The sequence below is a fragment of the Campylobacter concisus genome, assembly GCF_003048875.2.
Classification (GTDB): Bacteria; Campylobacterota; Campylobacteria; order Campylobacterales; family Campylobacteraceae; genus Campylobacter_A; species Campylobacter_A concisus_AU.
In genome coordinates, this window is sequence record NZ_CP049264.1 from 1771814 (window position 1) to 1798165 (window position 26352).

Below are 26352 nucleotides of genomic sequence, written 5' to 3' on the forward strand. Positions count from 1 at the left end.
ACAAAATGGGCTAATCGAGGTCTTTAAATTTATAAACAACAAAACTTCAAATGTCGAGCCTATCAAGCTAAAAAGCAGCGACGAGCTAGGCGTTATGGCTAGCATCATCAACGAAAACATAGAGAGCACAAAAGAGAATTTAAATAGCGAGCGCGAGTTTTTAGCCAAAACGCAAGAATTTGTAAGCAAGATAAAAGGTGGCGACTTTAGAGCAACGCTAGAAGCGACGACAAATAGCCAAGCTCTGCTAAAGCTAAAAGAGGCATTTGGCGATCTACGTGACTCACTAAAGACAAATATCGCTTCAAATGAGCACGATATCTTGAAAGCGCTAGAAATTTACTTTAAAAATGACTTTACCGCTAGGATAAACGACGAGGGCGTCATCGCAAAAGGCATCGACGCACTTGGCGATAAGATCGCGCAGATGCTAAAAAATAATGAAGATGTCGCAAAACTGCTAGAAGACCGCGCTAAAGCGCTAAAAGGCTACATGCAAGAGCTAACGACTAAGGCAAACAAGAGTGCGACTTCGCTCTCTGAGGGTGCAGCTGCGGTTGAGCAGATGAGTGCGTCTATGAGGCAGGTAAATGCAAGATCAGACGATGTCAAAAGGCAGTCTGAGGAGATAAAAAATATCATCACCATCATCCACGACATCGCCGATCAGACAAATTTACTAGCCCTTAACGCTGCCATTGAAGCAGCACGTGCGGGAGAGCATGGCAGAGGCTTTGCGGTTGTGGCTGATGAGGTTAGAAATTTAGCCGAGCGCACTCAAAAAAGCCTTGGTGAGATCGAGGCAAATGCAAATATCCTAACGCAAAACATCGATGATATGAGTGCAGCCATAAACGAGCAAACCATAGCGATCGCTCAGATAAACACTCTAGTTGCTGACATCGACAACCTAACAAAAGAAAATCTTGAAGTGGCAAATCAAACAAACAAGGCCACAAACGAAGTCGATGAGATCGCTGATCAGATCGTTAAAGAGGTCGCTAAAAACAAATTTTAACTTTTGTCCTAGCAAGCCAGCTAGGACATTTCATTAAAACATTTTTGCAACATTTCTGATATAATCCCCGCATGAAGTACGCACATTTAGTTCAAATAGCAGATTATCTATCGAAATTTAAAAAGATAAGCCAAGCAAAGCGCGTAAGCGACATGGCTATACTTATCGAATTTAGCGGCGAAAAGATCATTTTTGATCTAAATAAGTCAAACTCAGCGATCTACAAAGATGATGAGCTAAAAGAGGCGAAAATTTATCAAGCACCCTTTGATAATGTCCTAAAAAAGCGCTTTAACGCCTCACATATAAAAAGCGTCGAGTGCCTAAAAGACAATAGAATTTTAAAATTTACCTGCACGCAAAGTGGCTCATATAAAAGCGAAAATTTCATCCTCTATCTTGAATTTACAGGCCGCTTTACAAATGCTGTGATAACTGATGAAAATAACGTGATCATCGAGGCGCTAAGACACATCGATAATAGCTACCGCAAGATAGAAACTGGCGAGGTTTTAAAAGAGCTGCCAGCCATCGCTATAAAAGAAAAGCCGTGCGAGCCGATAACTGACTTTGAGGCATTTTTTAGAAGTGAAGCCACTAGGATAAATGAGGCTAGGATAGCTAGCTTAAAAGAGGCAAAGCTTGCTAGCGTGCAAAAAAAGATAGATAACATGAGTGAAATTTTAAACTCGCTTGAAGATAAAGATGAGCTTATGAAAAAGAGCGAGGAGTTTGCAAACTACGGCACGCTCTTGCTTGCAAATTTGGCAAATTTTAAGGGCTATGAGAGAGAAATTTGCCTGAAAGATTTTGACGGCAATGAGATAAAACTAACTCTTAACGACACGCCAAAAAATAGCGCAAATGAATTTTACTCAAGATCAAAAAAACTTCGTGCAAAAGCCCTTGGAGTGGAGATAGAAAAGAGAAATTTAAGTGAAAAGATCGAGTTTTTAGAAGGGCTAAAGTCGCTTTTAAAAGAGGCTAAAAGTGCTTACGAGCTTGAAATTTTAAGCCCAAAAAACAAGGCAAAACAAAGAGAGAGACAGATAAAAGATGTGAGCGAAAATGCTGAAATTTTCTATATTAGAGAGTTTAAAATTTTAGTTGGCAGAAATGAAAAAGGCAATATAAATTTACTTGATCTTGCCAAAAAAGATGACATCTGGCTTCATCTAAAAGACGCCCCAAGCGCTCACGTCATCATAAAAACAAACAAGAGCAAAGTGCCAGAAGACGTGCTAGAGATGGCTGCTAAATTTTGCGTGGAATTTAGCGTAAAAGGGGCTGGCAGATACGAGGTGGATTACACTAAACGTGAAAATTTAAGGCGCGAAAATGGCGCAAATGTCACTTACACAAACTACAAAACGATCATCATAAATAAAGGCTAAAAATGGCGGTAACACCTTTAGGAAACAGCAACTTCATCAACCAAAACGCCCCAGTCGTCTCGCAGGTGCATGCAAACCAGCAAGCACGCTTTGACATGCAAGCGCTGATGGCATCTGAGCTAGCTACCCAGCAAAATGAGGAGATCAAAGAGGTGCGTCCGATGGAGGAGTCATATAAAATAGACCCTGAAAAAGAGCACGAGCGTCAAAAAAGCGAAGAAGAGGCGAGCGAGTTTGAGAACGAAGAGCAAAATGCAAAAGCCAAAGACGAAGAGAATTTAAAAGACGAGCTTGATATCGAAGAAGAGAGCGAAGAACCGCACGTTTTGGATATAAAAATTTAAACTTTTAAATTTAAAGACAATGGTTTAAATTTGCAACCATTATTTTTAAAATTTACTAGCTAACTGCGCCTAAAATCATAAAAACAGATAATTAAAAAGTAGAAATTAAAAGAAGTAAAAGTGGCGAGAGGATGAGAGAATCGAACTCCCCACCAGACGGTCAACCGCCCAGTCATCGGGTTTGAAGCCCATGAGCATCACCAGATTACTTTATCCTCCGTGCGTGTTATTTTAGCAGATTTAGATAAATTTTAGCCCATTTTCTATAAACTTTTTAAAATTACAAAAGGATTTATGATTTCTAAATTTAGCGTTTTTGCATTTTTGGTCTTATTTTTTAGCTCTTGCTCCTCAGTCCTCACCCCAGCAACAGCGCCGCTAAATGTATATGACGCATACTCCATTTCTCGCGATAAACGCGGCATCTACTCGATCTCTCGTGATAAATTTATCCAAAGCAAGCTACAAAGCAAAATTTTGTTTTCAAAAGGGCTCAGCAACATCGACATCGAGATAGAGGTCTTTTACGGCGATGCCTATCTCATAGGGCTTGTTGATAGCAAAGAGCTAGGAGATAAGCTAGTTGAGCTTGCCAAAAGCACGGACGGAGTGCGAAAAATTTACACCTATCTTAGGGTAAAAAAGAGCGAGTATCCGTGCGATAGCCTAAGCATTCTTGCAAATTTAAAGCAAAATCTATTCAAAGATAGCGTCGTTGAGGGCACAAATGTGCGTGTTAGCATCGTTGGCTGTGACGTTGTTTTTAGCGGTGTGGTAGATAGCATCGAGCAAGAAAAGCACGCCATTTGGTACGCTAAGCACATTGATGGCGTGGCTGATGTCTATTCGTTTATCAAAGTTATCAAATAAATTTATACCTCGCGCTTTTTCACAAAGCTTGCTATCAGACTTGGCAAGATGATGAGCGCACCAAGCAGCATAAATACCATAACAAGATCAGTTAGCAAGCCAAAATAAATTGTCGGTATAAAGTTGCTAGTTATCATCACGCTAAAGCCAAGGAAAATGGTAAATGAGGTGTAATACATCGCGTATCCGATGCTAGCGTGTGCAGCCTTGATGCTCTCAAAAACGTCCTTTGTAAGCAGCTCCTCTTTGAAGCGGTGGATGTAGTGGATGATATCATCAACGCCGATACCTATACTAATGGCCGCTATCGTAATGCTCATCACATCAAGCGGTATGCCAAAAAATCCCATCACGCCAAAGAGCGTGCAAAGCGGGATCAAATTTGAAACAATGGCGATGGTTGCTAGCTTGATACTTCTAAAAACAAAGCAAAATATGACAAAAAGTATCGCAACCGTTAGTCCAAATGTATCAACCTGCGAGCTAAGTAAATTTTGAAGCATGTTATTATAAAGCACCATCATGCCGACAACTTCGATGCTTACGTTATCGTTTTTGGTTAGCTCTGCAAGCCCTTCTCTAAGCTCTTTTAGAAATAAATTTCGTCTAAGCTTTGGATCGCTATCAACGATCCTTAGGCTAAATCTAAGCTCGTCGTTTTCGACGCTTACATAAGGATTTAACAAGATATTTTTATACTCAAGTGGTAGCTTCTCATACATCGCAGCTAGCAAAAAATCATCACTAACGCCGTTATTTAGCTCTTTTATCGCCTTTATAAGCGTTGCAAGCGAGCTTACGTTGCCTACAAATTTTTGCTGCATCAAATGGTCGTGAATTTTCTCTGCAACTCTTGTGTGGTAGCTGTTAAACCAGTATTTCGCACTCTTTGCGTCGTTTTCAAATTCACTCTCAAAGTCATCTTTTTCATCAGTTTTTTCTTGTTTTGGCTCGCTCTCTTTAAATTTCACTATCACATCAACTGGGATCGTGCCGCCAAGCTTTGTGTCGATGACCTGCATGCCTTGGCGGATCTGCGTGCTCTCTTTAAAGTAGCCAATGAAGCTGTTTTCGACCTTTATCTTACTGATGCCATAAACGCCAAAGCAGACAACAAGCACGCAAACTGCGTAGATGATCTTTCTTGAGTTTAGGGCTAAATTTGCGCAGTATTTTGTAAATTTAAAGCTATTTTCAAATGTCCTAACAGGAGCAAGCTTCTTTAAATTTACATTTATCGCGCCAAATAGCAAAAACGCAAGCACAAGTGAAACGCTAATGCCAGCACTCATCATAATGCCAAGCATGATAACTGGCTTTATATCGGCACTCATTAGTGAGCTAAAGCCAATGACTGTTGTAAATATCGCCCAAAAAGATGGAGAAAATTTGTCACGAAGTGTCAGATAGATGAGCTGATTTTGGCTGTATTTTGGGTGCCTTGCGTAAAATTCTCTGTAGCTAACGACTAGGTGAATGACTGTTGAAATGGTGATAATTAGCTGAAGTGCGATGTAGTTTGAGCTAATGACCGTCACTTCCCAGCCAAACATACCAAAAATCCCAGTCGTAAAAATGGCACTTACCGCGCAGATAAACATCGGCAAGACGATCCATCTAATCTGCCTGAAAAATAGCCACAAACTAAAGCTAAGAAGCGCTAAAACGCTTAGCCCATAAACCAAAAGATCGCTCTTTATAAAGCCTATCATATCATCAGCGATCATGTTTGCGCCGCCTAAAAAGAGCTCATCGTTTGCGTTAAATTTAGCGATGGCTGCCTTTATGGCTTCAAGGTTTTTGTGATCGCTCTTTCTAAGCTCATCTCGGTAAGCTTTAAACTCCGCTAAAAGCGCTTTAAATTTCTCTTTTTCAGCCTGCGTGATAGTGCCGTTTGACTCTTTTTGGCTAAGTAAATTTCGCTCATTTAAAAGCTCGTTAAATTTATCATCTTGCTTTAAATTTAGTGCGATAGCTGTGGTTTTTAGATCTTTGCTTATCAAATTTCCGCTATAAATGGGACTTTTTGCAAACTCAAGCTTTGCTTTTGAGATATTTATATCTTTATCACTTAGTGTTGGAGTGTGATCTAAGATGCCTGTAACGCCACCTTTTACGCTATTTAGAAGTGGCACATTTAAGATAGAGATGACGCTGCTAACCATATCGTTTTTGGCTAGCTCGCCACTCAAATTTTTAATAAGCTCTAAATTTTTAGGTAAAAAAAGATCATCTTTTGGGGTGAAAGCAACCACCAAAAGCCCTGGCGAGTCGTAGCGCTTTGCGATCTGCCTATAGGCTTTTAGATCTGGATCATGCTCAAGCAGCAAGGTCTCAGCCGAAGCATCGATGCTAAGCTTTGTGCTAAGGCAGCCAAAAACAACACTTAAAAGCAGGACAAGCGCGATAACAAGCTTATTTTTGGCAATGATAAATTTAAAAATTTGTCGCATTAAGGATTAGTTTTGTTTTGATCAGGCAAAACCGCTTCGTTTAGTTTTTGTAAAAGCGTATTAAAATCGCCATTGTTTAGCACGTCGCCAAACTGACTTCTATAAGTTTGAATGATGCTCACACCAACGATATCAAGGTCGTAAATGAGCCAGCCACGCTCTTTTGCATCGTAAAATTTATAGACAAATTCATAGTTTTTGCCGTCATTTAGAAGCTCTGATGTGAGCCAGTATCTATTTTTTTGAGGCTCACTCTCTCCAGTGATGTGGATCTGTTGGTCTTTGTAGCCTAAGAGTTTATTTATGTATGAGCTTTTTAGCTTTTGCTCAAATGCTGCGTCAAATTTAGCTTGCTCGTCAGCACTTAGGCTGTTGTAGCGTTTGCCAAGGCTGATCTTTGCCATTTGTTTGTAGTCAAATAGTGGATCAAGCAGAGCAAAAATCTCTTTTGTCTTTGCATTGTTATCTAAATTTGTATTTTTTAAAATTTCAATCACCTTTGTTGTTTTTGCCTCTATCTCAGGCTTTATCTGCTCTTTTGAGAGGGCAAAAAGGCTAGTCGCTAAAAGTAAAATCGCTGCAAGAGCTTTTAAAATTTTCATACTTACTCCTTGATAAGTTTGTCGCGTCTTTGCTCGTAAGCATCGCGTAAAAATGGATATAGATCGATCGCGTCTTTGCGTAGTTTTTCATAAGCAGTTGGGTCTTGTGAAAAGCTGTTAAACGCCCTATATGACTTGATGCCAGCCGATAAAAGCATAGGATCAACGTAGCTGATAGGATCAGCAAAATAGTCTCCAACTAGGCCTCCAGTATCTCTTAAATTTGATGGTCCAAGCAAAGGCCAAACGATGTGAAAGCCGCTTCCTAGCCCCCAGTAGCCAAGGGTTTGTCCAAAGTCCTCGTTGTGAGCCTTTAGATCATAGTATTTTGCCCCGTCCGTTAGCCCTCCAAAGCCAATTATTGTATTTGCCAAAAAGCGCAAAGTCTCCTCGCCGGCGTTTTGAAATTTAAACTGAAGCAAGTTATTTACAAAACGCACTGGGAAAAGGAGGTTGTCAAAGAAATTTGCAACCATCGTCCTAGCCGTAGCTGGCACGACATAAGCGTAGCCTTTTGCCACTGGAGTTAGCATGTTTATGTAGATAAAGTCATTTACATTTGTCATCACTCTGTTATAGCCACTAAGCGGGTCAAAAACATCTTTTTTTGCTTCAAATTCAACGTCAAAATCATCTTTTTCACTGTTTGCGTTCAGGTCAGCACTTGCACAGGCTAAAAGCAGGCTACAAAAGATAGCGAGCAAAAATTTCATCATAAAACCTTAAAATTTATTTATAAAACACAGCTTGATTTTATCCTCTTGAAACTTTACAAGAAATTAAAGAAAATTTGTAATTTTAAGCTTGTGAATTAATATAATTAGATATACTTTGCAAATTATTATTATATATTTAGAGGTTAAAATCTTGAAAGCAGATATAAATTTAGAGCTATTTCTAGGCGAAGATACGCAGGTTTTGGCAAAGCATATAGCGCTACTTAAGGCGATAAAAGAGACAAAAAGTATCACAAAAGCGGCTGAGGTTGTCGGCATATCATATAAAAACGCTTGGGACTGCTTAGATACGATAAATAACAAAAGCAGCAAGCCTCTCATCATAAGAGCTGATGGCAACAAGAAAAATAGCGGTTCAGAGCTTAGCCCATACGCCAAAAAACTGATAAAAATTTACGACGCCATCCTTGAGACGCAAAAGGACTTTTTACAAAAAATTTGCCAAAAGGTTGATTTTGAAGATGTTGATATCATAAATTTACAAAGAATGAGTATGAATTTAAGTGCGAGAAACCAGCTCTCATGCGAGATCGTCAGCATAAACAGAGGTGCTGTAAATTCTGAGATCACCGCAAAGCTAAGCAATGGAAACACGCTTGAAGCGACTATAACAGTTGAGAGCGAGAAAAATTTAGGCCTAAAAGTGGGTCAAAAGGTAGTTTTCATCTTTAAAGCGCCCTCTGTCATCCTTGCAAAAGATCTTGATATAAAAATAAGCACTAAAAATCAGCTAAAAGGCGAGGTCATCGAGGCAAAGATAGGCGCTGTAAATGCCGAGGTCACGCTAAAACTAAGCGACGAGCAAACTTTAACTGCCATCATCACAAAAGATAGCGCGATGGATATGCAAATAGGCGTTGGTGACACGCTTTTAGCCATAGTTAAATCATCTCAAATCATTATAGGAGTATAAATGAAAAAGGTTTTTAAATTTCTATGTGTGGCAGCTCTGCTTGCCATAAACGCACTTGGCGCAGAGGTAAATGTCTATGCCGCAGCAAACACGACTTATGCGTTTCCTGAGCTTATAAAAGAGTTTAATAAGCTTCATCCAGACGCCAAGATCAACCTAACTCTTGGCGCAAGCGGTGGCCTTGTCACGCAGATACAAAACTCAGCTCCAGCTGATATCTTCATGGCTGCCGATATGGGCTTTGCGCAAAAGGCATACGACACAGGCTTTGCAGTGGCTGCGCCAAAAGTTTATGCACAAGGCGCTTTGGCGATCTTTTCTATAAGAGACGTGGACTTTAAAAAGGGCATCGAAGTGGTTCGTGGCTTAAAAGCGATCTCGGTAGCAAACCCAGAGACCGCACCTTACGGCAAGGCTAGTATCGAGGCTCTTAAAAATGCAAAACTTTATGACGAAGTAGAGAAAAACATCGTCTATGCTCAAAAAATTTCTGAGACACTTTCTCAAGCATTGAGCGCTTCAGATGTTGGATTTATCGCTGCTAGTGCATTATTTGACAAAAAAATGGAAAAATACAAAGAGGGCACTAACTACATCTTCGTGCCTCAAGAGCTCTACACTCCGATCGATCAAGGCATAGTGCTCTTAAAACATGCTGATGGCAACGCTGATGCGAAGGCATTTTATGAGTTTATCTTGGGCGAAAAGGCAAGAGAAATTTTCAAGAAATTTGGTTATAACGTCCCAGCTAAATGATAAGAGCAAAGATCGTTCAAATTTCTTCTAAAGATGGCGTCAGTTTTTTTGAGCTTGAGTGCCTAAATTTAGGGACAAATTTATATATGCTAGCCTTAAATGAGGCTAGCAAATTTGCTCTAAATGATGAGGTGAGCTTAAATTTCAAAAGTTCAGATATCATCTTATCAAGGCTTAGACTTGAGGCTAGTTCGCTTGAAAATGAGCTAAAATGCGAGGTTGCTAGCATAAATCACGGCGAAATTTTAAGCATCGTTAGCCTAAAGTGTGAGCAGTTTTTCTTTGAAGCGATCATCTCAGATCACGCTCTAAAAGGGCTAAATTTAGCGGTAGGCGAGCAGGTTTTTGCCTACGTTAAATCAACAAGTATCCACGTAAGCGCTTAAAAATGATAGAAATTTCATGCAAAAAAGAGCTAAATGGCGGGGGCGGTAAATTTATACTTGAGGCCGAGCTTGCCTTTGAAAGTGGCGAGTTTGTCGCACTTTATGGAGCAAGTGGCGGAGGTAAAACAACGATTTTAAGGCTTATCGCTGGCTTTGAAGTCCCGCAATGTGGCGTCATAAAGGTTGGAGATAAGATATTTTTTGACGAAAAGACAAATTTAGCCCCGCAAAAGCGAAATATCGGCTTTTTGTTTCAAGACTACGCCCTTTTTGAAAATATGAACGTCTTTAAAAATTTGCTTTTTGCAAATAATGATAAAAATTTAGCAAACAAACTACTTGAAATTTGCGAGCTAAAGAGCCTAAAAAACGCGAAAATTAGCACCCTCTCAGGTGGTCAAAAGCAGCGCGTGGCACTCGCTCGTGCGGTGATGAGAAAGCCAGAAATTTTACTGCTAGATGAGCCACTAAGCGCCCTAGATAACGCCATGCGCGAGAAGCTGCAAGACTATTTGCTAGCACTTCACGATGAGTTTAAGATGAGTGTTATATTAGTAAGTCACGACATAGCTGAAATTTACAAGCTTTGCAGCAAGGTTTTTGTCCTTGAAAATGGCAAAATTTCAAGGTCTGGCAGTGCGAGCGAGATATTTTTAAAAAGTGCTGGATCGCAGAAATTTGCATTTAACGCTAAGGTCTTAGAGATCAAAAAACGTGACGCTATTTTTGTAGCAAATGTGCTAATAAACCGCCAAATTTGCGAGGTCGTGCTAAGTAGCGCAGAAGCTAGTGGGCTAAGAGCTGGTGACACGGTGGTGGTTAGTACAAAAGCCTTTGGCGTAAATTTGGTAAAAGCATGATGAACGAGCTAGCAAATATTGATTTCGAGCCGTTTTGGCTCTCGCTAAAACTCTCTTTTATCACGACCTTTATCCTATTTTTCTTCTGCGTAGGGCTTGCTTACTTTATGTCGCAAAAGAAATTCTTTGGTAAGGCATTTTTAGAGTCCATCATCTCGCTGCCTTTGGTGCTGCCACCAAGCGTTCTTGGCTTTTATCTGCTCATTTTTCTCTCGCCTTACTCATTTTTTGGCAAATTTATCGAAGAGCTCTTTGGCGTGAGGCTAGTTTTTAACTTCACGGGCCTTGTTGTAGCAAGCTGCATCTACTCGCTGCCATTTATGTTTGGGCCTATTTATGCTGGGCTAAATAGCCTAAAAAAGAGCCTTTTTGAGGCGAGCTACAGCCTTGGAAAAAGCAAGCTCACGACCATTTTTAGAGTGATCTTGCCAAGTATCAGATCAAACTTACTAACCGCGATCGTTGTTAGTTTTGCTCATACGATGGGCGAGTTTGGCGTGGTTTTGATGATAGGTGGCAGCGTGGCTGGCGAGAGCAAGGTCGCTAGTATCGCGATATTTGAGGCGGTTGAGATGCTTGACTATACCAAAGCTCACATCTACGCTCTTTTGATGCTAATAATCAGCTTTTTCGTCCTTTTTATCGTCTATTTTTTAAATTCTAAAAAAGCTTAAAGATATATAATAGATAAAATTTTTAAAGGACAAAACATGATAAAAGTGCCTACAAGCATCTATTTAAGGACTTTAGACGGTAAAGAATTTGACTTTTCAGCCTTTGCAAGGACCCACGACTGTGTAGTTTTTATCTATCCAAAGATAGGTGAGGACTTTGAGCTTTTAAGCGAGCAGCTGCAAATGACTGCTGGCATGAAGGGCTGCACGAAGCAAGCGATAAACTACAAAAAACTTCTTAAAGAATTTAACGATCTTGGCTTTATGGTAGTAGCTATTGGCTCCCAAGATATCGCAGCTCAGAAGAAATTTGAAGAAGAGACCGCAACTGGCGTGATGTTTTTAAACGATAGCGAGTTTATGCTAGAGCGCGCACTTGAACTACCGGTATTTGCAGCTTCAAATGGGCATAAATTTTACTTTCGTCAAACACTTATCATAAAAGGTGGCAATATAAGGCGCGCATATATCGTTGATGAACCTGAAAACGACGCTAAAAATATGCTGGAGAAGATAAAAAACGAAGACTACTAAGGATAGAAAATGGACAAAAATAGCAAGATCGAAAAGTCTTATGATGAGCTAACATATAAATCAGCAGCATTTGCGCAGTCATCGCCCTATAAACTAGAGGCTTGCGCCACACTTCTTGGCATCAATCCACCGCCTTGCAAAAACGCAAAAGTTTTGGAGATAGGTTGCAGTTTTGGTGGAAATTTGATCCCATTTGCGGTAAATAACGAGAACGCAAGAGTAGTTGGCATCGATCTTAGCGGCGAGCAAATAAGGCGCGGAAAAGAGATCGTAAAAGAGATAGGACTGCAAAATTTAGAGCTAATTCACGGCGACATCTGCGAGTTTAAAAGTGATGAGAAATTTGACTACATCATCGCTCACGGCGTCTTTAGCTGGGTGCCTGACTTTGTAAAAGATGCTATTTTAAGGGTCGTAAGAGAAAATTTAAGCCAAAACGGCGTAGCATTTATATCTTACAACACTTATCCAGGCTGGAAGGTAAAGGATATATTACGTGATCTTATGTTGCTTGCTGCAGAAAAAAAAGAAGGAATAAGAGATAAATTACAATCAGCAAAAGAAGCACTTTTGGTCTTTAAGAAGGTGCTATTAAATAGAGATAGTGAGGCATTTGAAAAAGCTATACCTGCAAAATCGCTTATATCTAAAATAGATAATATCCTTGAAAATAGTGATAATTATATAGCTCATGAATTTTTAGAAGTTATAAATGATCCATTTTATTTTAAAGATTTTTGTAACAAAATAGATAAATTTGATTTGGCTTATCTTTGCGAAAGTGATCTTAATGATATTTTTGCGCCAGATTTTGGAAATAATCTTGTTGATGATTTTAAGAAGAAGCATTTTGGTGATCGTATACAAAGTGAGCAATTTTTTGATACATTAAACATGAGGCCTTTTAGACAGAGCCTAATAGTGCATAAGGAAGCTTATGAGCTTGTTAAAGAAAAACACATAGGGCCAAGCGACATAGCAAAGATAAATGTTGCTGTAAACTTTAAAAAAGTCGGTGATATGTGGGTTAGTGCAAACCAGGATAAGGCTATGCCACATGATATATCATGGCTTTGTGAAATATTTCATAAGATATACCCAGCAAGTATAAACCTTTCTCAGATTTTAGAAGTTTTACCAGAAGATAAGCTCAATGTCTATACTGCTTTTATAAGAGTGCTTTCAAGTGTTTTTGATGAGGCAATAGTTGGAACTAAAGAATTTTTAGATATCAAATATGAACCCGGAAAGACTAGATTAAAAGAAGCTCTTGTACCTTACATGAGGTATTTTTCTAAAAATGGGGTCGAAAAAGATATTGTTTTTGCTAATGAGTTAAATTTTAGTGAATCAAACTTCTTGCAAGAAGACTTTGACATCATTCTTGAGTTTAATGGTAAAAATACAGAAGCTGATATAGTCAATAAGGTGATAAAAAATATAAAAGCTGGCAAGTTAAATCTTGTAAATGAAAAAGACCAAAAACATCTTGCAGTACATGCAAAAGAGTATGTAAAAAGACTATCCATAATTCTAAGCATTGGTTTTGCATTTGAAGAGATAGAATAAAGATTTAAGCGATGAGAAAGTTTTTTGCTCTTATATTTTGTATATTTCTAACAGGTTGTGCTAGCAAGCCAAGCGTGAAAAATCTAAATCTTAAAAGCAGCCTAAACTACGGCGGCGAAGAGCTTGCAAAGATACTTGAGCAAGATGATGCAGTAGCATTTAGCAGCAACTTGCGTGAGGGAGTTTTCATCTACATAAGTAACGCCAAAGTCGCAAACTATCTTGGCGTAGTAAGAGCTGAGAGACACGCTAAATTTAGCGTAAAAGAGCTAGGTAAAAACGATCTTTTGATAAAAAGCGTAAATGATCTCGCGCAAAGTTTTGATGCTAGTTTGGAGCGAGCTAGAGAGCTAAAATGCGGCACTTTAGTGATCAGGCTAAAAGATAAATTTCAAGATTTAGAAGCGGCAAATAAATTTTTAGAGCAAAACGAGAGCGCATTTTTAAAGATGAGTGGTGAGATAAGCTGCAAGTAGCCTTATCTTCCCTGCTCTATAATCCTAAAAACTTCATCCTCTAAACTCAAAGCATTTTTGCCAAAAGCTACGTAAAATGGGCTTTTTAGATCCGCTAGCTTGTAGCTTGGCTCGCATCTGTCGCTAGCGTTTAAGACCTTGCCACCGCTAAATTTCACTACCGCCTCGCCTGCAGCATTGTCCCAAAGATAGCTTGGGCTAAATCTCACATATATCCCGCCAAGCTCGGCTAAACGGCAAAATTTAATGGCAGATCCGATGCATTTTTGCTCTAAATTTAAACTATCTCTTACAAGTTCAACCTTCTTCGTCTCGCCTCTTCTGCTTGAAAAGATGAAGCTATTTAAGCTTTTAGCTTTTTCATTTAGATCTTGTTTTTCTACGACCTCATCATTTGTGCCTAAAATTTCTTTAAAAGCGCCGTTTTCATCAGCGTAAAAAAGCTCTTTACTAACTGGGATAAAAATGACGCCAAGCACCGGTCTAGCCTCTTTTATAAGCGCTATACAAACACAAAATTCGCCATTTCTAGCTAAAAATTCTTTCGTGCCATCAAGGGGATCAACTAGCCAAAACTCATCTTTGTCACTCTCTTGCAAGATGCTCTCTTCAGAGCAAATTTTTATCCCACTTTTGCTTAGCTCTTTTAGTATCACCTCATTTGCCGCTAGGTCAGCGCTAGTTAGCGGCGAGCTGTCATCTTTTAGGCAGACTTTAAGCGCCTGGCCATTAGATGAGTAAAATTTCATTATCTCACCCCCAGCGCTGATGGCTGCCTTGATGGCTAAATTTAAAAGCTCGCTCATTTTGGTGTTCTGTTTGTCTCTCCGACGTAGAGCTGTCTTGGACGGACGATCTTTATAGTGTCTTGCTCTTTTAGCTCGATCCACTGGCTGATCCAGCCTGGCGTCCTGCCGATCACGAAAATGACGGCAAACATATTATTTGGTATGCCAAGCGCTTTTAGGATGAGCCCTGAGTGAAAATCAACATTTGGATATAAATTTCTACTTACAAAGTAGTCGTCATTTAGCGCGATCTCTTCGATGCGGTTGGCGATCTTGATAAGCTCTGAGCTAATGCCGATCTCATCCATCAGCTGATCTCTCATCTTTTTAAGCACCTTTGCGCGAGGGTCGAAGTTTTTATAGACCCTGTGACCAAAGCCCATTAGCCTAAATGGATCGTTCTTATCCTTTGCTCTAGCGATGTATTTATCGACGTTTGCGACCGAGCCGATCTCTTCAAGCTGGCGGATGACGCCCTCGTTTGCCCCACCGTGAGCCCAGCCCCAAAGAGCGCCGATACCAGCGCTTATACATGCGTATGGGTGCGCGTGCGTAGAGCCAACAGTCCTAACGGTAGTCGTCGAGGCGTTTTGCTCGTGGTCAGCGTGGAGCATAAAGACCGTGTCAAGCGCCTTTATCTCGATAGGCTTAAGATCGACGTGCTCGTATGGATAGCCCCTCATCATGTAGAGGAAATTTTCAGTAAAGCCACGATCTAAATTTGGATATATAATAGGAAGTCCGCGTGAGTAGCGGTAGCTAAAGGCTGCGATCGTTGGGATCTTGGCGATTATACGCATAGCCATCTCGTGATACTCTTCAGGCTTGTCCATATTTAGGTGATCTGAGTAAAAGGCACTTAGCGCTGAGACTGCTGCCTGCAAGATCGCCATAGGGTGCGCTTTGTCTGGAAATGCATCAAATAGCTTCATCATGCCCTCGTGTATGAAGCTCCTTTTTTTGAGCTCATCTTTAAAGCCCCTGTATTGCTCGTTCGTTGGCAGCTCTTTGTTTAAAAGCAGGTAGGCAACGTCCAAAAATGTCTTATTTTCAGCCAAATAGGCGATGTCGTAGCCCCTATACATGAGCTCGCCCTTTAGGCCGTCTATGTAGGTTATGGCTGAGCGGCACATCGCAGTTGAAGTGTAGCCTCTGTCAAAGGTAAACATCCCAGTGTCGCTAAAGAAGGTCGATATGTCGATGACGTCTGGCCCCATCGTGCCTTTTAGGATAGGAAATTCATAGCTTTTGCCAGTTCGGTTGTCGATTAGTGTGGCTGTATTTGATGACATTTTTACTCCTTGCTTTTTGATTGCATTAAAATTTTGATGATTATAGCTCCTATTATAGCTTGTGCGAGGCTTGCTAGGATGAAAGATGAGTAAGAATAGTCACTTATCTCGCCTGATTTGTGTGCGATAGTAGCAACTGCGATCAAAAGAGTGAGCGGCATAGACTGCGAAACTGAAAATAAAAATATCCCTCTAAAGCCAAGCTTGCCCAAAAAGAGCAAACTAGATACAACTCTCGTGCCAAGCATCGCTAAAAATATAAAAATAGCATCCTTTATCACTTCGCTAGATCCTAGGCTTGAAAGCTTAAAGGTTGAGCCTATGTGGATGAAAAATATCGGCACCAAAAAGCCAAATCCAAAGCTTGAAAGCTTGTGCGGCAAGTCCTTTTTGTGATCGAAAAATGTCGTGATAAACATACCTGCGATAAACGCACCAAAGGCAACCTCTAAATTTAGATAGAGCATCAAAGCTATCATCGTGAAAAATACCGCAATGCAAAGCCTGATGTCCTTCTCGTCCTTGTCGTAGTGCGGCATGAGCACCACTTTAAGCCCTGGATACCACCAAAAAAGCACGTCCAAAATTTTAAAGCTAAGCACGCTGATAGCCAAAAATAGGATCAAATAGCCAATCGTTAGCCATAAATTTATGCTCGCTCCAAACTGCAAGTAAGCAGCGGTAAAGGTTAGAAGCGTGATGCTTAAAAGCTCGCCGATAGTTGCTATTAGCATGCTTAAATTTAGCCACTCTTGCTGCTTGCCATACTCCTTAAATAGCGTAAATACCATACCAACGGCCATTATCGGGATGATGATAATGTAAAGCAGGCTAAGCTCAAGTCCTAGCGTCAAAGCCGTGGCTAGAGCATAGATGAGCGCTAGATAGATGAGCCCAAGGCGCAAAATTTTACGGTCGATGTTTATTAGCATCCTAAGATCGATCTCCATGCCAGCTAGAAACATCAAAAAGAAAAAGCCAACTTCGCTGATGAGCTTAAACATCTCGTTTTCGCCGACAACTCCGATGTAGCCAGCAACCGCTCCAAGTAGTATCTCAGCAGGCGCAACTGGGATGCGTAAAATTTTAGAAATATAAGGCGAAGCAAAGACGATAAATGCCAAAACGACAAGGATGCTAAGCTCGCTTGCTTGGTGTAACTGCAAAAAGATCCTTAAAATAAAAATGCCTGATTGTATAAAAAGCTTTGTTATTTTTTGATTAAGCTAAGCAAAATTTGGGCAAAATGGCGGCTATTTTTAGAAATTTGGAGTGAAATTTTATGCGTAAATTTAGCCTTTTTATTTTGATATTTTTTGGCGTCTTTTCTTTGGCAGGCGAGCTAAATTTAGTTGAGAGTTTTAGATTTGATGGCAGCACATTTTATAAAAAACAAGTGGTTAAAAATGAGAGTTTTTACTTTTTAAAAAATGAAAACATGGACGAGCACTTTGCTGCTTTTAAGGTAAAGTTTGACAAAGATGTCAAGACAAAAAGCGAGCTAGAAAAGCTAAAAATGGCTCTTAAGCAAGATAAAAACGTGCTTTTTAGCGAAGAAAATGATCAAATTTTAGCTCTTATAAAAAATGAAACTAAGAGCAAAAATATAGAAATAATCCACTTTTTGCTTAAAAAAGATGGAGTTTTGATGCTTTCGTATGAGAGAATTTATGATCCACAAACATCAGCAGATGCCCTTAAACCAGTGCTTTTAAGAGAAGCTAGAAATTTTATGCTACAGATGCCAAAGATAGAAGCTAGGTAGAGAGGCACATGTGACGGCACTACGCACTGCATGCGATTGTATATCGGTAAGCCTCAGTAAATTTTAAAATTTCATGAGCGAGTAATTTCGGCTCTAAAATTTGAGTTAAGCTGTAAGCGAAGCCAAATTTTAGTAGCCAATTCTTGCGAGTGAATGAAAGTTTAAAATTTGCTTTGAGATGTAAATTTATCAAAAGGGAGACAAGGGGACTTAAATTACGAAGCCGTCCCCTTATCCCCCTTTTTAAATCCCCCAAACCCCTCGCACGTTAGAGATGGCATGCTTCAGTGCTTCGCACTGCATGCGTTTTATGACAAAGAAACTCAAGTAAATTTTAAGAGCATATCACGGCTCTAAATTTAGTGCTAAACGAAGTGTAGCCTAAATTTAGTAGTCTGCTAAGGCGAGTGAGTAAGATTTTAAAATTTGCAAAATAGTTTTTTAGAAATTTAAAGTTTTTTCTTCTTTGTTAAGGTGGAAGAGGCTTGACTTACGAAGTCGCTCCCTTTCCCCTTAACAATCCCCTAACTCCGACAACGTTAGAGGTGCATGCTTCAGTGCTTCGCACTGCATGCGGTTAAGAAAATCTAGCAAAATTTAAGCTCTGTTAAATTTGCAAGCTCTCACAAATTTTTACCAAGTAAAATGCCAAGATAGCTTGCAAGTAGGCAAAGGCTAAGGTTTAAAAATATATTTAAAAAGCCTTTTATGAGTTCGCCTTCTAGTAAAAATTTCACGCTATCAAGGCTAAAGCTTGAAAACGTGGTAAAGCCGCCAAGTATGCCAACGACCAAGAACACTCTCAAACTTTGGCTTAAATTTAAGCAAAATAAAACGCCTATAATGAAACTACCAAGCACATTTACGCCAAGCGTGGTTAGCGGGAAGTGGCTAAATTTTAGTAGCTCGCCAGCTAAAAACCTGCACCCAGCCCCTATAAAGCCTCCAAGCCCCGCAAAAAGTAAATTTACAAGCATTAGTGGCAGATGCTTGCAAAGCTAAATCCGCGCTTTGTAAGCTCCTCGATGTCCTTGCTTGCCTTCTCGCCCTTTGCGGTGAGGTAGTCGCCTATCACGATCGCATCGGCGCCATTTTCAAAGATCTCGTACTGCCTCTCGCCTAATATCTTCTCCCTGCCGCCAGCTATCATGACCCTAGTTTCTGGCAGCGCGCTTTTGGTCTCACGCACGATTTTTAGGGCTTCATCCGCGCTAAGAGGTGGCTCTTCAAGCCTTAGTGCGTCGCTTTTTATGAAAAAATTTATAGGCGACGAAAATGGCTCAAGCTCTTTTAGGCTAGCTCTAAAGCTCACCCTGTCAGTCTCGCTCTCGCCAACGCCGTAAATGCCGCCAGTGCAAAGCATGAGCCCAGCCCTTTTTGCGTCTAAATTTGTCTGATATCTCTCGTCCCAAGAGTGCGTTGTGCAGATTTTTGAGAAATATTTGCGGCTTGTTTCTAGGTTGTGGTTATAGCTAAAAACGCCAGCATTTTTGAGCTCACAAAGCTGCTCGTAAGTCGCCATGCCGTTACATGCGATGAGCATCAAATTTGGCACTTCTTTATGCACAGCTCTTGCTAAAGAGGCGATGTAGTCGGTCTTTTTGTCATTTAGCCTGGCGCCACTTGTGACTAAACAAAAGCCAAGAGCGTGGTTTTTATAAGCCATTTTAGCCTCATCCACCACCTGCTGCACGCTTTTTTCTTTAAATTTCGTGATATCAGCGCCAGCTTTGGCACTTTGCGTGCAATAAGCGCAGTCCTCAGCGCAGTTTCCCTGCGTGACGGAGCATATCGCACAAAGCATAATTGTTTTTACATTAATCATTTTTTGCTACACCTTGTACAATTTTAAGTTTTTCATCTAACTTTTTTAGTTGTTCAATGGCATCTTTGAATTCTTTCTCGTAGCATTCGTTTTCTATATCATAATGTGACATTGGATTTAAAAGTATATTTTTTATAAAGTCATTTATTTTTATTTCTTTTATTTTGCACTTATCAAATTTTAAAATGCTATCTTTTTGCTTTTTAATATAGTCTTGTAACGTAGCTAAGCTATTGCATTTTTTGCCAATAATATCTTCAAAATTTTCTAAAATTTTAATTAAATTTTTATAAGCATTATAAAAGGGTATTTTACTAGTATTTTTTAAGTTTTCAATTATTATTTTCATTTCTTCTTTTTTGCCGATTTGCAGAGCTTCTTCAAATTCGCTACATATCCTTTCAAATTCCTTTCTTAGGAGATTTGCGGCAGTGTCTAGGTTTGCTTTCTTAAGTTCTTCTTCTGCCCTAGAAATATAGCTAGTATGATGATCGTAAATTTCTGGTTTATCGTCAAAAATAAAAAGTTTTTTACATTCCCAATCACTTTCCACATTATTTAACTTTAATAATTTGATGATAACGTTAAAGAAATGCAAATTATGCGTTAGGATAATTTTTTGATAGTCCTTAAATTCGTCTAAAATATACTGCATTATGTATTTTCTATTTGCCATATCTAGCGAACTCAAGAAATCATCTAAGACCAACGATTTTAAACCGCCCGGCTTTGAGTTTTCATACTGTTTTGCAATAGCAAAATATATGGCAACGCTTATTAATTTTAATTTTGCCTCATTGAAATGGTGATATAGTTTTCCTTTATAGTCTTCATCGTTTATTTTAATCTTAATGTTAGGCTCAATAAATTTTAAAATATCACTATCGTCAAGTCTTGCCCCTTCAAAATCAAATGATATGGAAATATTTTCTTTAAAGTTATCTTTGAGTATACTATTTATCTTATCTCGTGGTATTTTATTGAGTATGATCTTTAAGTATTGATTTTGCTGTTTTATTTTACTTTCAATAATCCTTCTTATATATAAATCTTCTGTTTCGTTTTCCGGCTTAATATTCTCGTTAAGGATTTTTCTTTTTAGTGCTTCGATATCTTTAAACTCATGGAATACGCTTTCGGTGTGATATGGTTTATAGTTAGAATCTTCATTTGCATCTGCTATTGAACAAAATTGTTTGAAATAAAAAGATAGCGTATCTTTGATGGCTATATAAAAATTTTCTTTAACTAATCTATTTAATATTTTTTCATTGGCAAAGTAAAAATTTGGAAAAATAACTTTGTCTCCTATTTTTTTTCCACTATTGTTAAAATAAACAAAATCATTATTGTTTATTTCATCAGATTCTATACTAATTGTTTTGCCGTCGTCTAAATTTAAACATATTTCTATGTCTTTATTCTTGAAACTTCTATTCTTATAGTCTTCTTCAATTTTTATTTTTGATATATTTCTTACATTGTCGTAGTAGAATATCGAATGCAATGCCTCATAGAGCGAACTTTTACCTGTTCCATTTTCACCGTATATTAAGCAGTTATTCTTATTAAAATCTATACTAAAATCTTCATATGCCTTAAAATATTTAATATGGATTTTTTGAATTTTCATATTTGGCCTTTAAAGAAAAGTTCATATCTATCTCGCAACATATCTACTCGATTTTGATGCTCGATTTCACCCCATAGCTCTCTTTTTTCTACTATATCGACCAAATCTAATACTTTTATGTCGCTTGCATCATTTATGTATTTGGTTGTAATATTTGATGGTATAATATTTCCTATATAATCAAAAGACGAATAGTCAGATGTTTTAAAATTTTTTACCACATCTCTTATTCTTATCATTTCATATGGATATATAGCCTTTTGATCTTTATTTAGGTATGCTCCAAGTAAGCCAAAGCCTTTATATAACATTCCAAAATATTCAAAATTTAAATCATCATATTTTTTTGATTCTATATTTTCATCATACATTATTTTTACTATTAAACCATACATATCAAATTTAATAGTTGATGTTGCTCCTTTGGCGTAGCAATCTCTAACTAAATTTTTTGCAAACAGTTCGGCCTTGCCTCCTATGTCAAGATTATTTTTGGTTAAATAAACTATCATTGTATCTTTTGGATACATATTGCTATAAAGATCTAAAAGCTGAAACCATTTTGAAATTTCTTTATTTGATTTTTTAATATTTTCAAATAGTTTTATTGCAGATAAAATGTTGTTTAAATCGTTAAAAATTTCCTTGTATGTCTTCTTTTTAAATGGCGAGTATTCCATTTTATTGAAAAACTCTCTGAGTCCGATTTCAACACTCTTTATACCTTCCTGTCCGCGAATAATATAAGAGTATATCCTAAAAATTCTAAGTTTGATTTTATTATCTTTTGAATCGTCTAAAATATTACACTGCTCATCAAAAGATTTCCAAAGGTCTATAAAGTTATTTCCTTCTTCTTTTCTATTTGCCATATAGTAAAGCATTGATTTAAATATATCACTATCATCAAGTGCCATACCTCTATTATTTGTAGTTTCAAAAATTTTAAGTGCCTTTTCCCTAGTTGCCGATGTGTCGTTTCCTTCTGTATAGATAGGAAGCATAGATACTTTGTATAGTATAAAATCTACAAACTTGCAAATGTCATGCTTTTTGCTAAATTCGTATACTTTTTCATATATATAAAATATATTATTATAAAAATTATTTTGTAAATTATCTGGTTTTTTATATTCATAATCATCAGATAGAACATTCCTAAATGAATTATGGTCATCCTCAATAAATATATTTGTTTCCACTCTTTGCTTTTGTTTCTCTCTACTTCGGTCGTCTAGTACCCAAATAGTACTTTTAAGCGTTTCGTTGCTTTTGTCAAATCCATATAATACTTTTAATAGCATTGATACAGTTGTTAAACGCTGTTGCCCATCAATAACTTCAAATTCATCTTTAACAGATGTGCTTAAAATTATGTTTCCTAAAAAATACCCCTCCTCGGTATTGTTCAAAAATGCATTTGCTAGGTCATCAAATAATTCTTCACATTCATCCTTCCTCCAAGAATAAGCTCTTTGATATGGTGGTATTTTATATATTGTCTTATCACCAAAAATTTTAGATATGTATTTTTGTTCAGCATTTAATTGAATGGCCATGATTCATCCTTCATTATTTTGATTATCTACTAGTGTCTTTTTCTTGCACTTTGTGCACTCTATAAATGTGCCTTTTTTTAGCTCTTTTTTGATCATATCGCCGCCGCACTCGTCGCATTTTTGCGCGACTGGCTCGTAGTTTGAGATGAAGTCGCATTTTGGATAGTTGGCACATCCATAAAATTTACCGCGCCTGCTAAATCTCTCTACGATCTCGCCGCCACACTTTGGACATGGCACGTCAAGCTTTTTAAGCTCACGTTTTGGCTTAGCAGCCGTTGCAGAGCCAGTTTCTGCACTCTTTTCATTATCTTTTGCGACGTTTCTTGAATATTTGCATTTTGGGAAATTTGAACAAGCGATAAACTCGCCATATCTGCCCTTTCTAAGTACTAGCTCGCTTCCGCACTCTGGGCATTTTTCTCCGATCGGAGTGGCTGTTTTTAGGCTTTTTATGCCAGTTTTGCCAGCGCTTATTTTTTCCATAAATGGATAGTAAAAGTCGCTTAGCACCTTTTGCCAGTCAGCCTTGTCAAGCGCGATCTCATCGAGCTTTTCTTCAAGATGTGAGGTAAATTCGCTATCGACGATGTTGCTAAAGTGCTCCTCCAAAACGCCTATCATGCTAAATGCGATCTCGTTTGGTATGAGCTGCTTTTTCTCGATCCTAACGTAGTCTCTTGATGTTAGCAGCGAGATGGTCGGTGCGTAGGTGCTTGGGCGGCCGATGCCTAGGCTCTCTAGCTTTTTAACAAGGCCAGCTTCAGAGTACCTGGCTGGTGGCTCGGTGAAGTTTTGCGTGCTTTTTATGCTTTGCAAACTCATCTCGTCGCCCTTTTTTAAATTTGGCAAAATTTTATCCTTATCAAGCTCGCCATAAACCTTGTAAAAGCCGTCAAATAGCACCTTTCTACCACTTATCTTAAACTCGCCTTTTTCGCTTGCGACATAGACGTTTTGCGTTTGGCTCACACATGCGCTCATTTGGCAGGCTAAAAATCTATTGTAGATGAGCGTGTAGAGTTTGAGCGCATCTTTTTCTAAAAATTTAGCCGCGATTTGCGGTGTGAAGTTTAAATTTGTAGGGCGGATCGCTTCGTGGGCTTCTTGCGCGCCTTTTGAGCTTGTCGTGTAGCTTATCGCTTTGGCTGGCAGATACTCTTTGCCGTAGTTTTGAAGGATGTGATCTCTAGCGGCTGCGACGGCCTCTTTGGCTAAATTTAAGCTGTCCGTTCTCATATATGTGATCGCACCCATGAAGCCCTCGTTTGTTTGCACGCCCTCATAGAGGCTTTGCGCGATCATCATCGTCTTTTTAGGACTAAAGCCAAGGCGGTTACTCGCACTTTGTTGAAGGGTTGAAGTCATAAATGGCGGACTTGGCTGGATCTTTCTATCCTTGCTCTCGATCTCACGGACGCTAAATTTCTCATTTTGTAAATTTTCAATGATATATTTTGCGCGGTCTGGATTTTGGATAGTGAGCTTTTCGATCTTTTGGTTTTCAAATTTTACTAGCTCAGCGTCTAGGTCTTTTTTAAAAACGGTGTCAATGGTGTAGTATTCAACCGGTTTAAACGCCTGGATTTCACGCTCGCGATCGACTATTATCTTTAGTGCCGCACTTTGCACCCTGCCAGCGCTTAAGCCTTTTTGTATCTTTAAATTTAAAAGCGGGCTTAGCTTGTAGCCAACGATGCGGTCAAGTAAGCGCCTTGTTTGCTGGGCATTGACGCTATTCATATCGACGTGCCTTGGGCTTTTTAGAGCGTTTTGTATGGCGCTTTTTGTGATCTCGTGAAAGACGATGCGAGGCAGGCTGGTTGGTTCTTTGCCGATGGCATTTGCGATGTGAAATGCGATCGCCTCACCCTCCCTATCCTCATCGGTCGCGAGGTAAATTTCATCTGCACCCTTAGCTAGCTCTTTTATCTCTTTTACGATGGCGGAGTGATCGCTGCTGATGCGATACTCCGGGGTAAATTTATCATCCTCTATCTTGATGCCAAAGCTCGTTTTTGGCAGGTCTCTGATGTGGCCTTTTGAGGCGATGACGTTATAGCTTTTGTCTAAGAAATTTTTGATAGTCTTTGCTTTTGCGGGAGATTCCACGATGATTAAGCTTTTCATTTATATATAGCCTTTGAATTTTTTGGCGTAATTGTAGCAGAAATAATTTTTTAGAGTGCATGGTGCGAAAAATTTTTAGATGGAGCGCAATTTTTGTTTTTTATAAAAAATTTTTATGCATAACTCTAAACTTTTTTAAAAACCGATCGATATAGTTTTCGTGCGACATGAAGTCGTAACTTAAAACATAAAAGGATTTACAATGAGTTTTCGTATTAACACAAACGTAAACGCACTTAACACACACGCTAACGCAGTTAGCAACAACGTTGACCTATCTAAGTCACTTAACAAACTTAGTTCTGGTCTTAGAATTCAAACAGCTGCAGATGACGCTTCAGGTCTATCTATCGCAGATAGCTTAAGAAGTCAAGCTTCAGCTCTAGGTCAAGCTATTGCAAATGGTAATGATGCTATTGGTATCATTCAAGTTGCCGACAAAGCTATGGACGAGCAGCTAAAAATTCTTGATACTATCAAGACTAAAGCTACTCAATCAGCTCAAGACGGCCAAACAACTCAATCACGCCAAGCATTGCAAGCCGATGTCGTTCGTCTAATGGAGGAGCTTGACAATATCGGTAACACTACTTCATTTAACGGTCAGCAACTACTAAACGGAACATTCTCTAATAAAGAGTTCCAAATAGGTGCTTATTCAAACCAAACTGTTAAAGCAAGTATTGGTGCGACTACATCTGACAAGATCGGTCTTACACGTTTTGAGAGTTCAAAGTTACTTACAGCTATGGGTGAAGTAAATCTTAAATTCTTAAACGTTGATGGCGTAAACGATGTTAAAGTTACATCTGCTGTTATCTCAACTGGTATCGGTAAAGGTCTTGGTGCTCTAGCTGAAAATATCAACAAAGTTGCTGATAAAACTGGCGTTAGAGCTACAGCTGACGTTACCTGGAAAGCTGGAAAAGCTATTCAAGGTGGCGAAATCAAATCTTTAATAATCAATGGTGTTAAAATAGGCGACTTAGAGGTTAAGAAAAATGACTCAAATGGCGCACTAGTAAATGCTATCAACTCTGTAAAAGACCAAACTGGTGTTGAAGCTTCTGTTGATGCTGAAACAGGCGAAATGGTACTAACAAGCCGTGATGGTCGTGCTATTAAGATAGAAGGTGACGACATCTCTAAAGGTCTTGGTAGCAAAGAAAACAATATAACAAATGGATTTGTGGGCAGACTAAACCTAGTTCGTCTTGATGGTAGGGATATCAAACTAGACGCTGGTGGCGCACTTAACCTATCACAAGCATTCTCTGTTGACGGTGGTGCTCAACAATCTGTTTCTCTTAGAGATGTAAGAGGTCAAATAGATAAAAAATTAGCAGATGCTATGGGCTTCCAAAGAATGAGTAAAGGCCTAGACAAAAATCAATCTGCAGGTGTTATGACACTTCGCGGTGCGATGGCTGTTATGAGTATCGCTGAGTCAGCTCAAAAAACACTTGATCAAGTTCGTTCAGACCTTGGTTCAGTTCAAAACCAACTTCAAGCTACAGTTAACAACATAACTGTAACTCAAGTTAACGTAAAATCAGCAGAATCACAAATCAGGGACGTAGATTTTGCTAGCGAGTCTGCTAACTTCTCAAAACATAACATCCTAGCTCAATCAGGTGCTTATGCTATGAGTCAAGCAAACAGCGTTCAACAAAACGTAATGAAGCTACTACAATAACGTAGCTAGTTAAATTAAGTTTTAAATAAGGCTTTGTTGCAGTAGCAAAAGCCTTAATATGTGTTAATGCTTTTACAA

Annotated in this window: 25 protein-coding genes and 1 tRNA gene; 14 read left to right on the forward strand and 12 right to left on the reverse strand. The window is 38.8% G+C overall.

Features of this window, described 5'->3' with window-relative positions; translation table 11 throughout:
* Positions 1 to 493 precede the first annotated feature (493 nt).
* From CVT07_RS10450 to CVT07_RS08790, 3 genes are all read left to right on the forward strand, one after another.
* Positions 494 to 1018 carry a methyl-accepting chemotaxis protein gene (locus CVT07_RS10450; RefSeq protein ID WP_103575376.1) on the forward strand — a complete coding sequence of 175 codons (525 nt, stop codon included), beginning with the start codon at positions 494 to 496 and terminating at the stop codon, positions 1016 to 1018.
* A 71-nt stretch (positions 1019 to 1089) separates the two neighbouring features.
* The gene (locus CVT07_RS08785; RefSeq protein ID WP_107936485.1) at positions 1090 to 2412 is read left to right on the forward strand and encodes an NFACT RNA binding domain-containing protein; all 1323 of its coding nucleotides are present in this window, start codon (positions 1090 to 1092) and stop codon (positions 2410 to 2412) included.
* Between the two features lie 2 nt (positions 2413 to 2414).
* Positions 2415 to 2756: a hypothetical protein gene (locus CVT07_RS08790; RefSeq protein ID WP_107936483.1), complete on the forward strand. Its 342-nt coding sequence runs from the start codon at positions 2415 to 2417 to the stop codon at positions 2754 to 2756.
* A 121-nt stretch (positions 2757 to 2877) separates the two neighbouring features.
* Here the strand turns inward: CVT07_RS08790 and CVT07_RS08795 are convergent.
* Positions 2878 to 2975: transfer RNA gene (locus CVT07_RS08795), tRNA-Sec, on the reverse strand.
* Positions 2976 to 3050: 75 nt separating this feature from the next.
* Here CVT07_RS08795 and CVT07_RS08800 point away from each other — a divergent pair.
* Positions 3051 to 3626, forward strand: a complete 576-nt coding sequence (locus CVT07_RS08800; protein WP_103589888.1) for a BON domain-containing protein — start codon at positions 3051 to 3053, stop codon at positions 3624 to 3626.
* Positions 3627 to 3628: 2 nt separating this feature from the next.
* Here the strand turns inward: CVT07_RS08800 and CVT07_RS08805 are convergent, their stop codons facing one another.
* Genes CVT07_RS08805 through CVT07_RS08815 form a run of 3 tightly spaced genes read right to left on the reverse strand, consistent with a single transcriptional unit; the run spans position 3629 to position 7394 of the window.
* The gene (locus CVT07_RS08805; protein ID WP_107936481.1) at positions 3629 to 6079 is read right to left on the reverse strand and encodes an efflux RND transporter permease subunit; all 2451 of its coding nucleotides are present in this window, start codon (positions 6077 to 6079) and stop codon (positions 3629 to 3631) included.
* On the reverse strand, positions 6079 to 6681 hold the full coding sequence (locus tag CVT07_RS08810) for an ABC transporter substrate-binding protein (RefSeq protein WP_107936479.1): 603 nt from the start codon (positions 6679 to 6681) through the stop codon (positions 6079 to 6081). Before CVT07_RS08810 ends, CVT07_RS08805 begins: the two co-directional genes overlap by 1 nt.
* A gap of 2 nt (positions 6682 to 6683) precedes the next feature.
* Positions 6684 to 7394: an MlaA family lipoprotein gene (locus tag CVT07_RS08815; protein ID WP_087581413.1), complete on the reverse strand. Its 711-nt coding sequence runs from the start codon at positions 7392 to 7394 to the stop codon at positions 6684 to 6686.
* A 154-nt stretch (positions 7395 to 7548) separates the two neighbouring features.
* Between CVT07_RS08815 and CVT07_RS08820 the strand changes: the two genes are divergently transcribed.
* The 8 genes from CVT07_RS08820 to CVT07_RS08855 are packed head-to-tail and all read left to right on the forward strand — an operon-like array spanning position 7549 to position 13586.
* Entirely contained in the window at positions 7549 to 8331 is a 783-nt protein-coding gene (locus CVT07_RS08820; protein WP_103581455.1) for a TOBE domain-containing protein, read from the forward strand.
* A complete protein-coding gene (modA, locus tag CVT07_RS08825; RefSeq protein WP_107936477.1) occupies positions 8332 to 9087 on the forward strand; it encodes a molybdate ABC transporter substrate-binding protein in 756 nt (251 codons plus the stop codon).
* Positions 9084 to 9473, forward strand: coding sequence for a TOBE domain-containing protein (locus CVT07_RS08830; RefSeq protein WP_107936476.1), 390 nt, complete (start codon positions 9084 to 9086; stop codon positions 9471 to 9473). Before modA ends, CVT07_RS08830 begins: the two co-directional genes overlap by 4 nt.
* Positions 9474 to 9475: 2 nt before the next feature.
* Complete coding sequence (locus tag CVT07_RS08835; RefSeq protein ID WP_107936474.1) at positions 9476 to 10333, forward strand: sulfate/molybdate ABC transporter ATP-binding protein; 858 nt, start codon at positions 9476 to 9478, stop codon at positions 10331 to 10333.
* The gene (gene modB, locus CVT07_RS08840) at positions 10333 to 11007 is read left to right on the forward strand and encodes a molybdate ABC transporter permease subunit (protein WP_107936472.1); all 675 of its coding nucleotides are present in this window, start codon (positions 10333 to 10335) and stop codon (positions 11005 to 11007) included. Before CVT07_RS08835 ends, modB begins: the two co-directional genes overlap by 1 nt.
* Positions 11008 to 11043: 36 nt before the next feature.
* Complete coding sequence (locus CVT07_RS08845) at positions 11044 to 11541, forward strand: redoxin family protein (RefSeq protein WP_107936470.1); 498 nt, start codon at positions 11044 to 11046, stop codon at positions 11539 to 11541.
* 9 nt (positions 11542 to 11550) lie between these two features.
* A complete protein-coding gene (locus tag CVT07_RS08850) occupies positions 11551 to 13110 on the forward strand; it encodes a class I SAM-dependent methyltransferase (RefSeq protein ID WP_107936468.1) in 1560 nt (519 codons plus the stop codon).
* Between the two features lie 11 nt (positions 13111 to 13121).
* A complete protein-coding gene (locus CVT07_RS08855; protein WP_107936466.1) occupies positions 13122 to 13586 on the forward strand; it encodes a damage-inducible protein in 465 nt (154 codons plus the stop codon).
* 2 nt (positions 13587 to 13588) lie between these two features.
* Here CVT07_RS08855 and CVT07_RS08860 read toward each other — a convergent pair whose 3' ends face one another.
* From CVT07_RS08860 to CVT07_RS08870, 3 genes are read right to left on the reverse strand one after another with little or no spacing between them, the layout of a single operon-like run.
* Positions 13589 to 14392 carry a 3'(2'),5'-bisphosphate nucleotidase CysQ family protein gene (locus CVT07_RS08860; protein ID WP_107936464.1) on the reverse strand — a complete coding sequence of 268 codons (804 nt, stop codon included), beginning with the start codon at positions 14390 to 14392 and terminating at the stop codon, positions 13589 to 13591.
* Positions 14389 to 15666, reverse strand: coding sequence for a citrate synthase (locus CVT07_RS08865; protein WP_021085366.1), 1278 nt, complete (start codon positions 15664 to 15666; stop codon positions 14389 to 14391). The genes CVT07_RS08860 and CVT07_RS08865 overlap by 4 nt, the downstream gene beginning before the upstream one ends.
* Positions 15667 to 15668: 2 nt before the next feature.
* Positions 15669 to 16832 (reverse strand): cation:proton antiporter, encoded by a 1164-nt coding sequence (locus CVT07_RS08870; protein WP_107849815.1) that lies wholly within the window; start codon positions 16830 to 16832, stop codon positions 15669 to 15671.
* Between the two features lie 116 nt (positions 16833 to 16948).
* On the opposite strand from CVT07_RS08870, the gene CVT07_RS08875 reads away from it, so the two are divergent.
* On the forward strand, positions 16949 to 17431 hold the full coding sequence (locus tag CVT07_RS08875) for a hypothetical protein (protein WP_107936462.1): 483 nt from the start codon (positions 16949 to 16951) through the stop codon (positions 17429 to 17431).
* A gap of 623 nt (positions 17432 to 18054) precedes the next feature.
* On the opposite strand, the gene crcB is transcribed toward CVT07_RS08875, so the two are convergent.
* From crcB to topA, 5 genes are read right to left on the reverse strand one after another with little or no spacing between them, the layout of a single operon-like run.
* Complete coding sequence (gene crcB / locus CVT07_RS08880; protein WP_107936460.1) at positions 18055 to 18408, reverse strand: fluoride efflux transporter CrcB; 354 nt, start codon at positions 18406 to 18408, stop codon at positions 18055 to 18057.
* The gene (locus CVT07_RS08885) at positions 18408 to 19256 is read right to left on the reverse strand and encodes a biotin synthase (protein WP_107936458.1); all 849 of its coding nucleotides are present in this window, start codon (positions 19254 to 19256) and stop codon (positions 18408 to 18410) included. Before CVT07_RS08885 ends, crcB begins: the two co-directional genes overlap by 1 nt.
* A complete protein-coding gene (locus tag CVT07_RS08890) occupies positions 19249 to 20889 on the reverse strand; it encodes an ATP-binding protein (RefSeq protein WP_107936456.1) in 1641 nt (546 codons plus the stop codon). The genes CVT07_RS08885 and CVT07_RS08890 overlap by 8 nt, the downstream gene beginning before the upstream one ends.
* A complete protein-coding gene (locus tag CVT07_RS08895; RefSeq protein ID WP_107936454.1) occupies positions 20886 to 22448 on the reverse strand; it encodes a DUF262 domain-containing protein in 1563 nt (520 codons plus the stop codon). The genes CVT07_RS08890 and CVT07_RS08895 overlap by 4 nt, the downstream gene beginning before the upstream one ends.
* 3 nt (positions 22449 to 22451) lie before the next feature.
* Positions 22452 to 24578, reverse strand: a complete 2127-nt coding sequence (gene topA, locus CVT07_RS08900; protein ID WP_107936452.1) for a type I DNA topoisomerase — start codon at positions 24576 to 24578, stop codon at positions 22452 to 22454.
* 202 nt (positions 24579 to 24780) lie between these two features.
* Between topA and CVT07_RS08905 the strand changes: the two genes are divergently transcribed.
* Positions 24781 to 26274, forward strand: coding sequence for a flagellin B (locus CVT07_RS08905; protein ID WP_107936450.1), 1494 nt, complete (start codon positions 24781 to 24783; stop codon positions 26272 to 26274).
* The last annotated feature ends 78 nt before the right edge of the window (positions 26275 to 26352 follow it).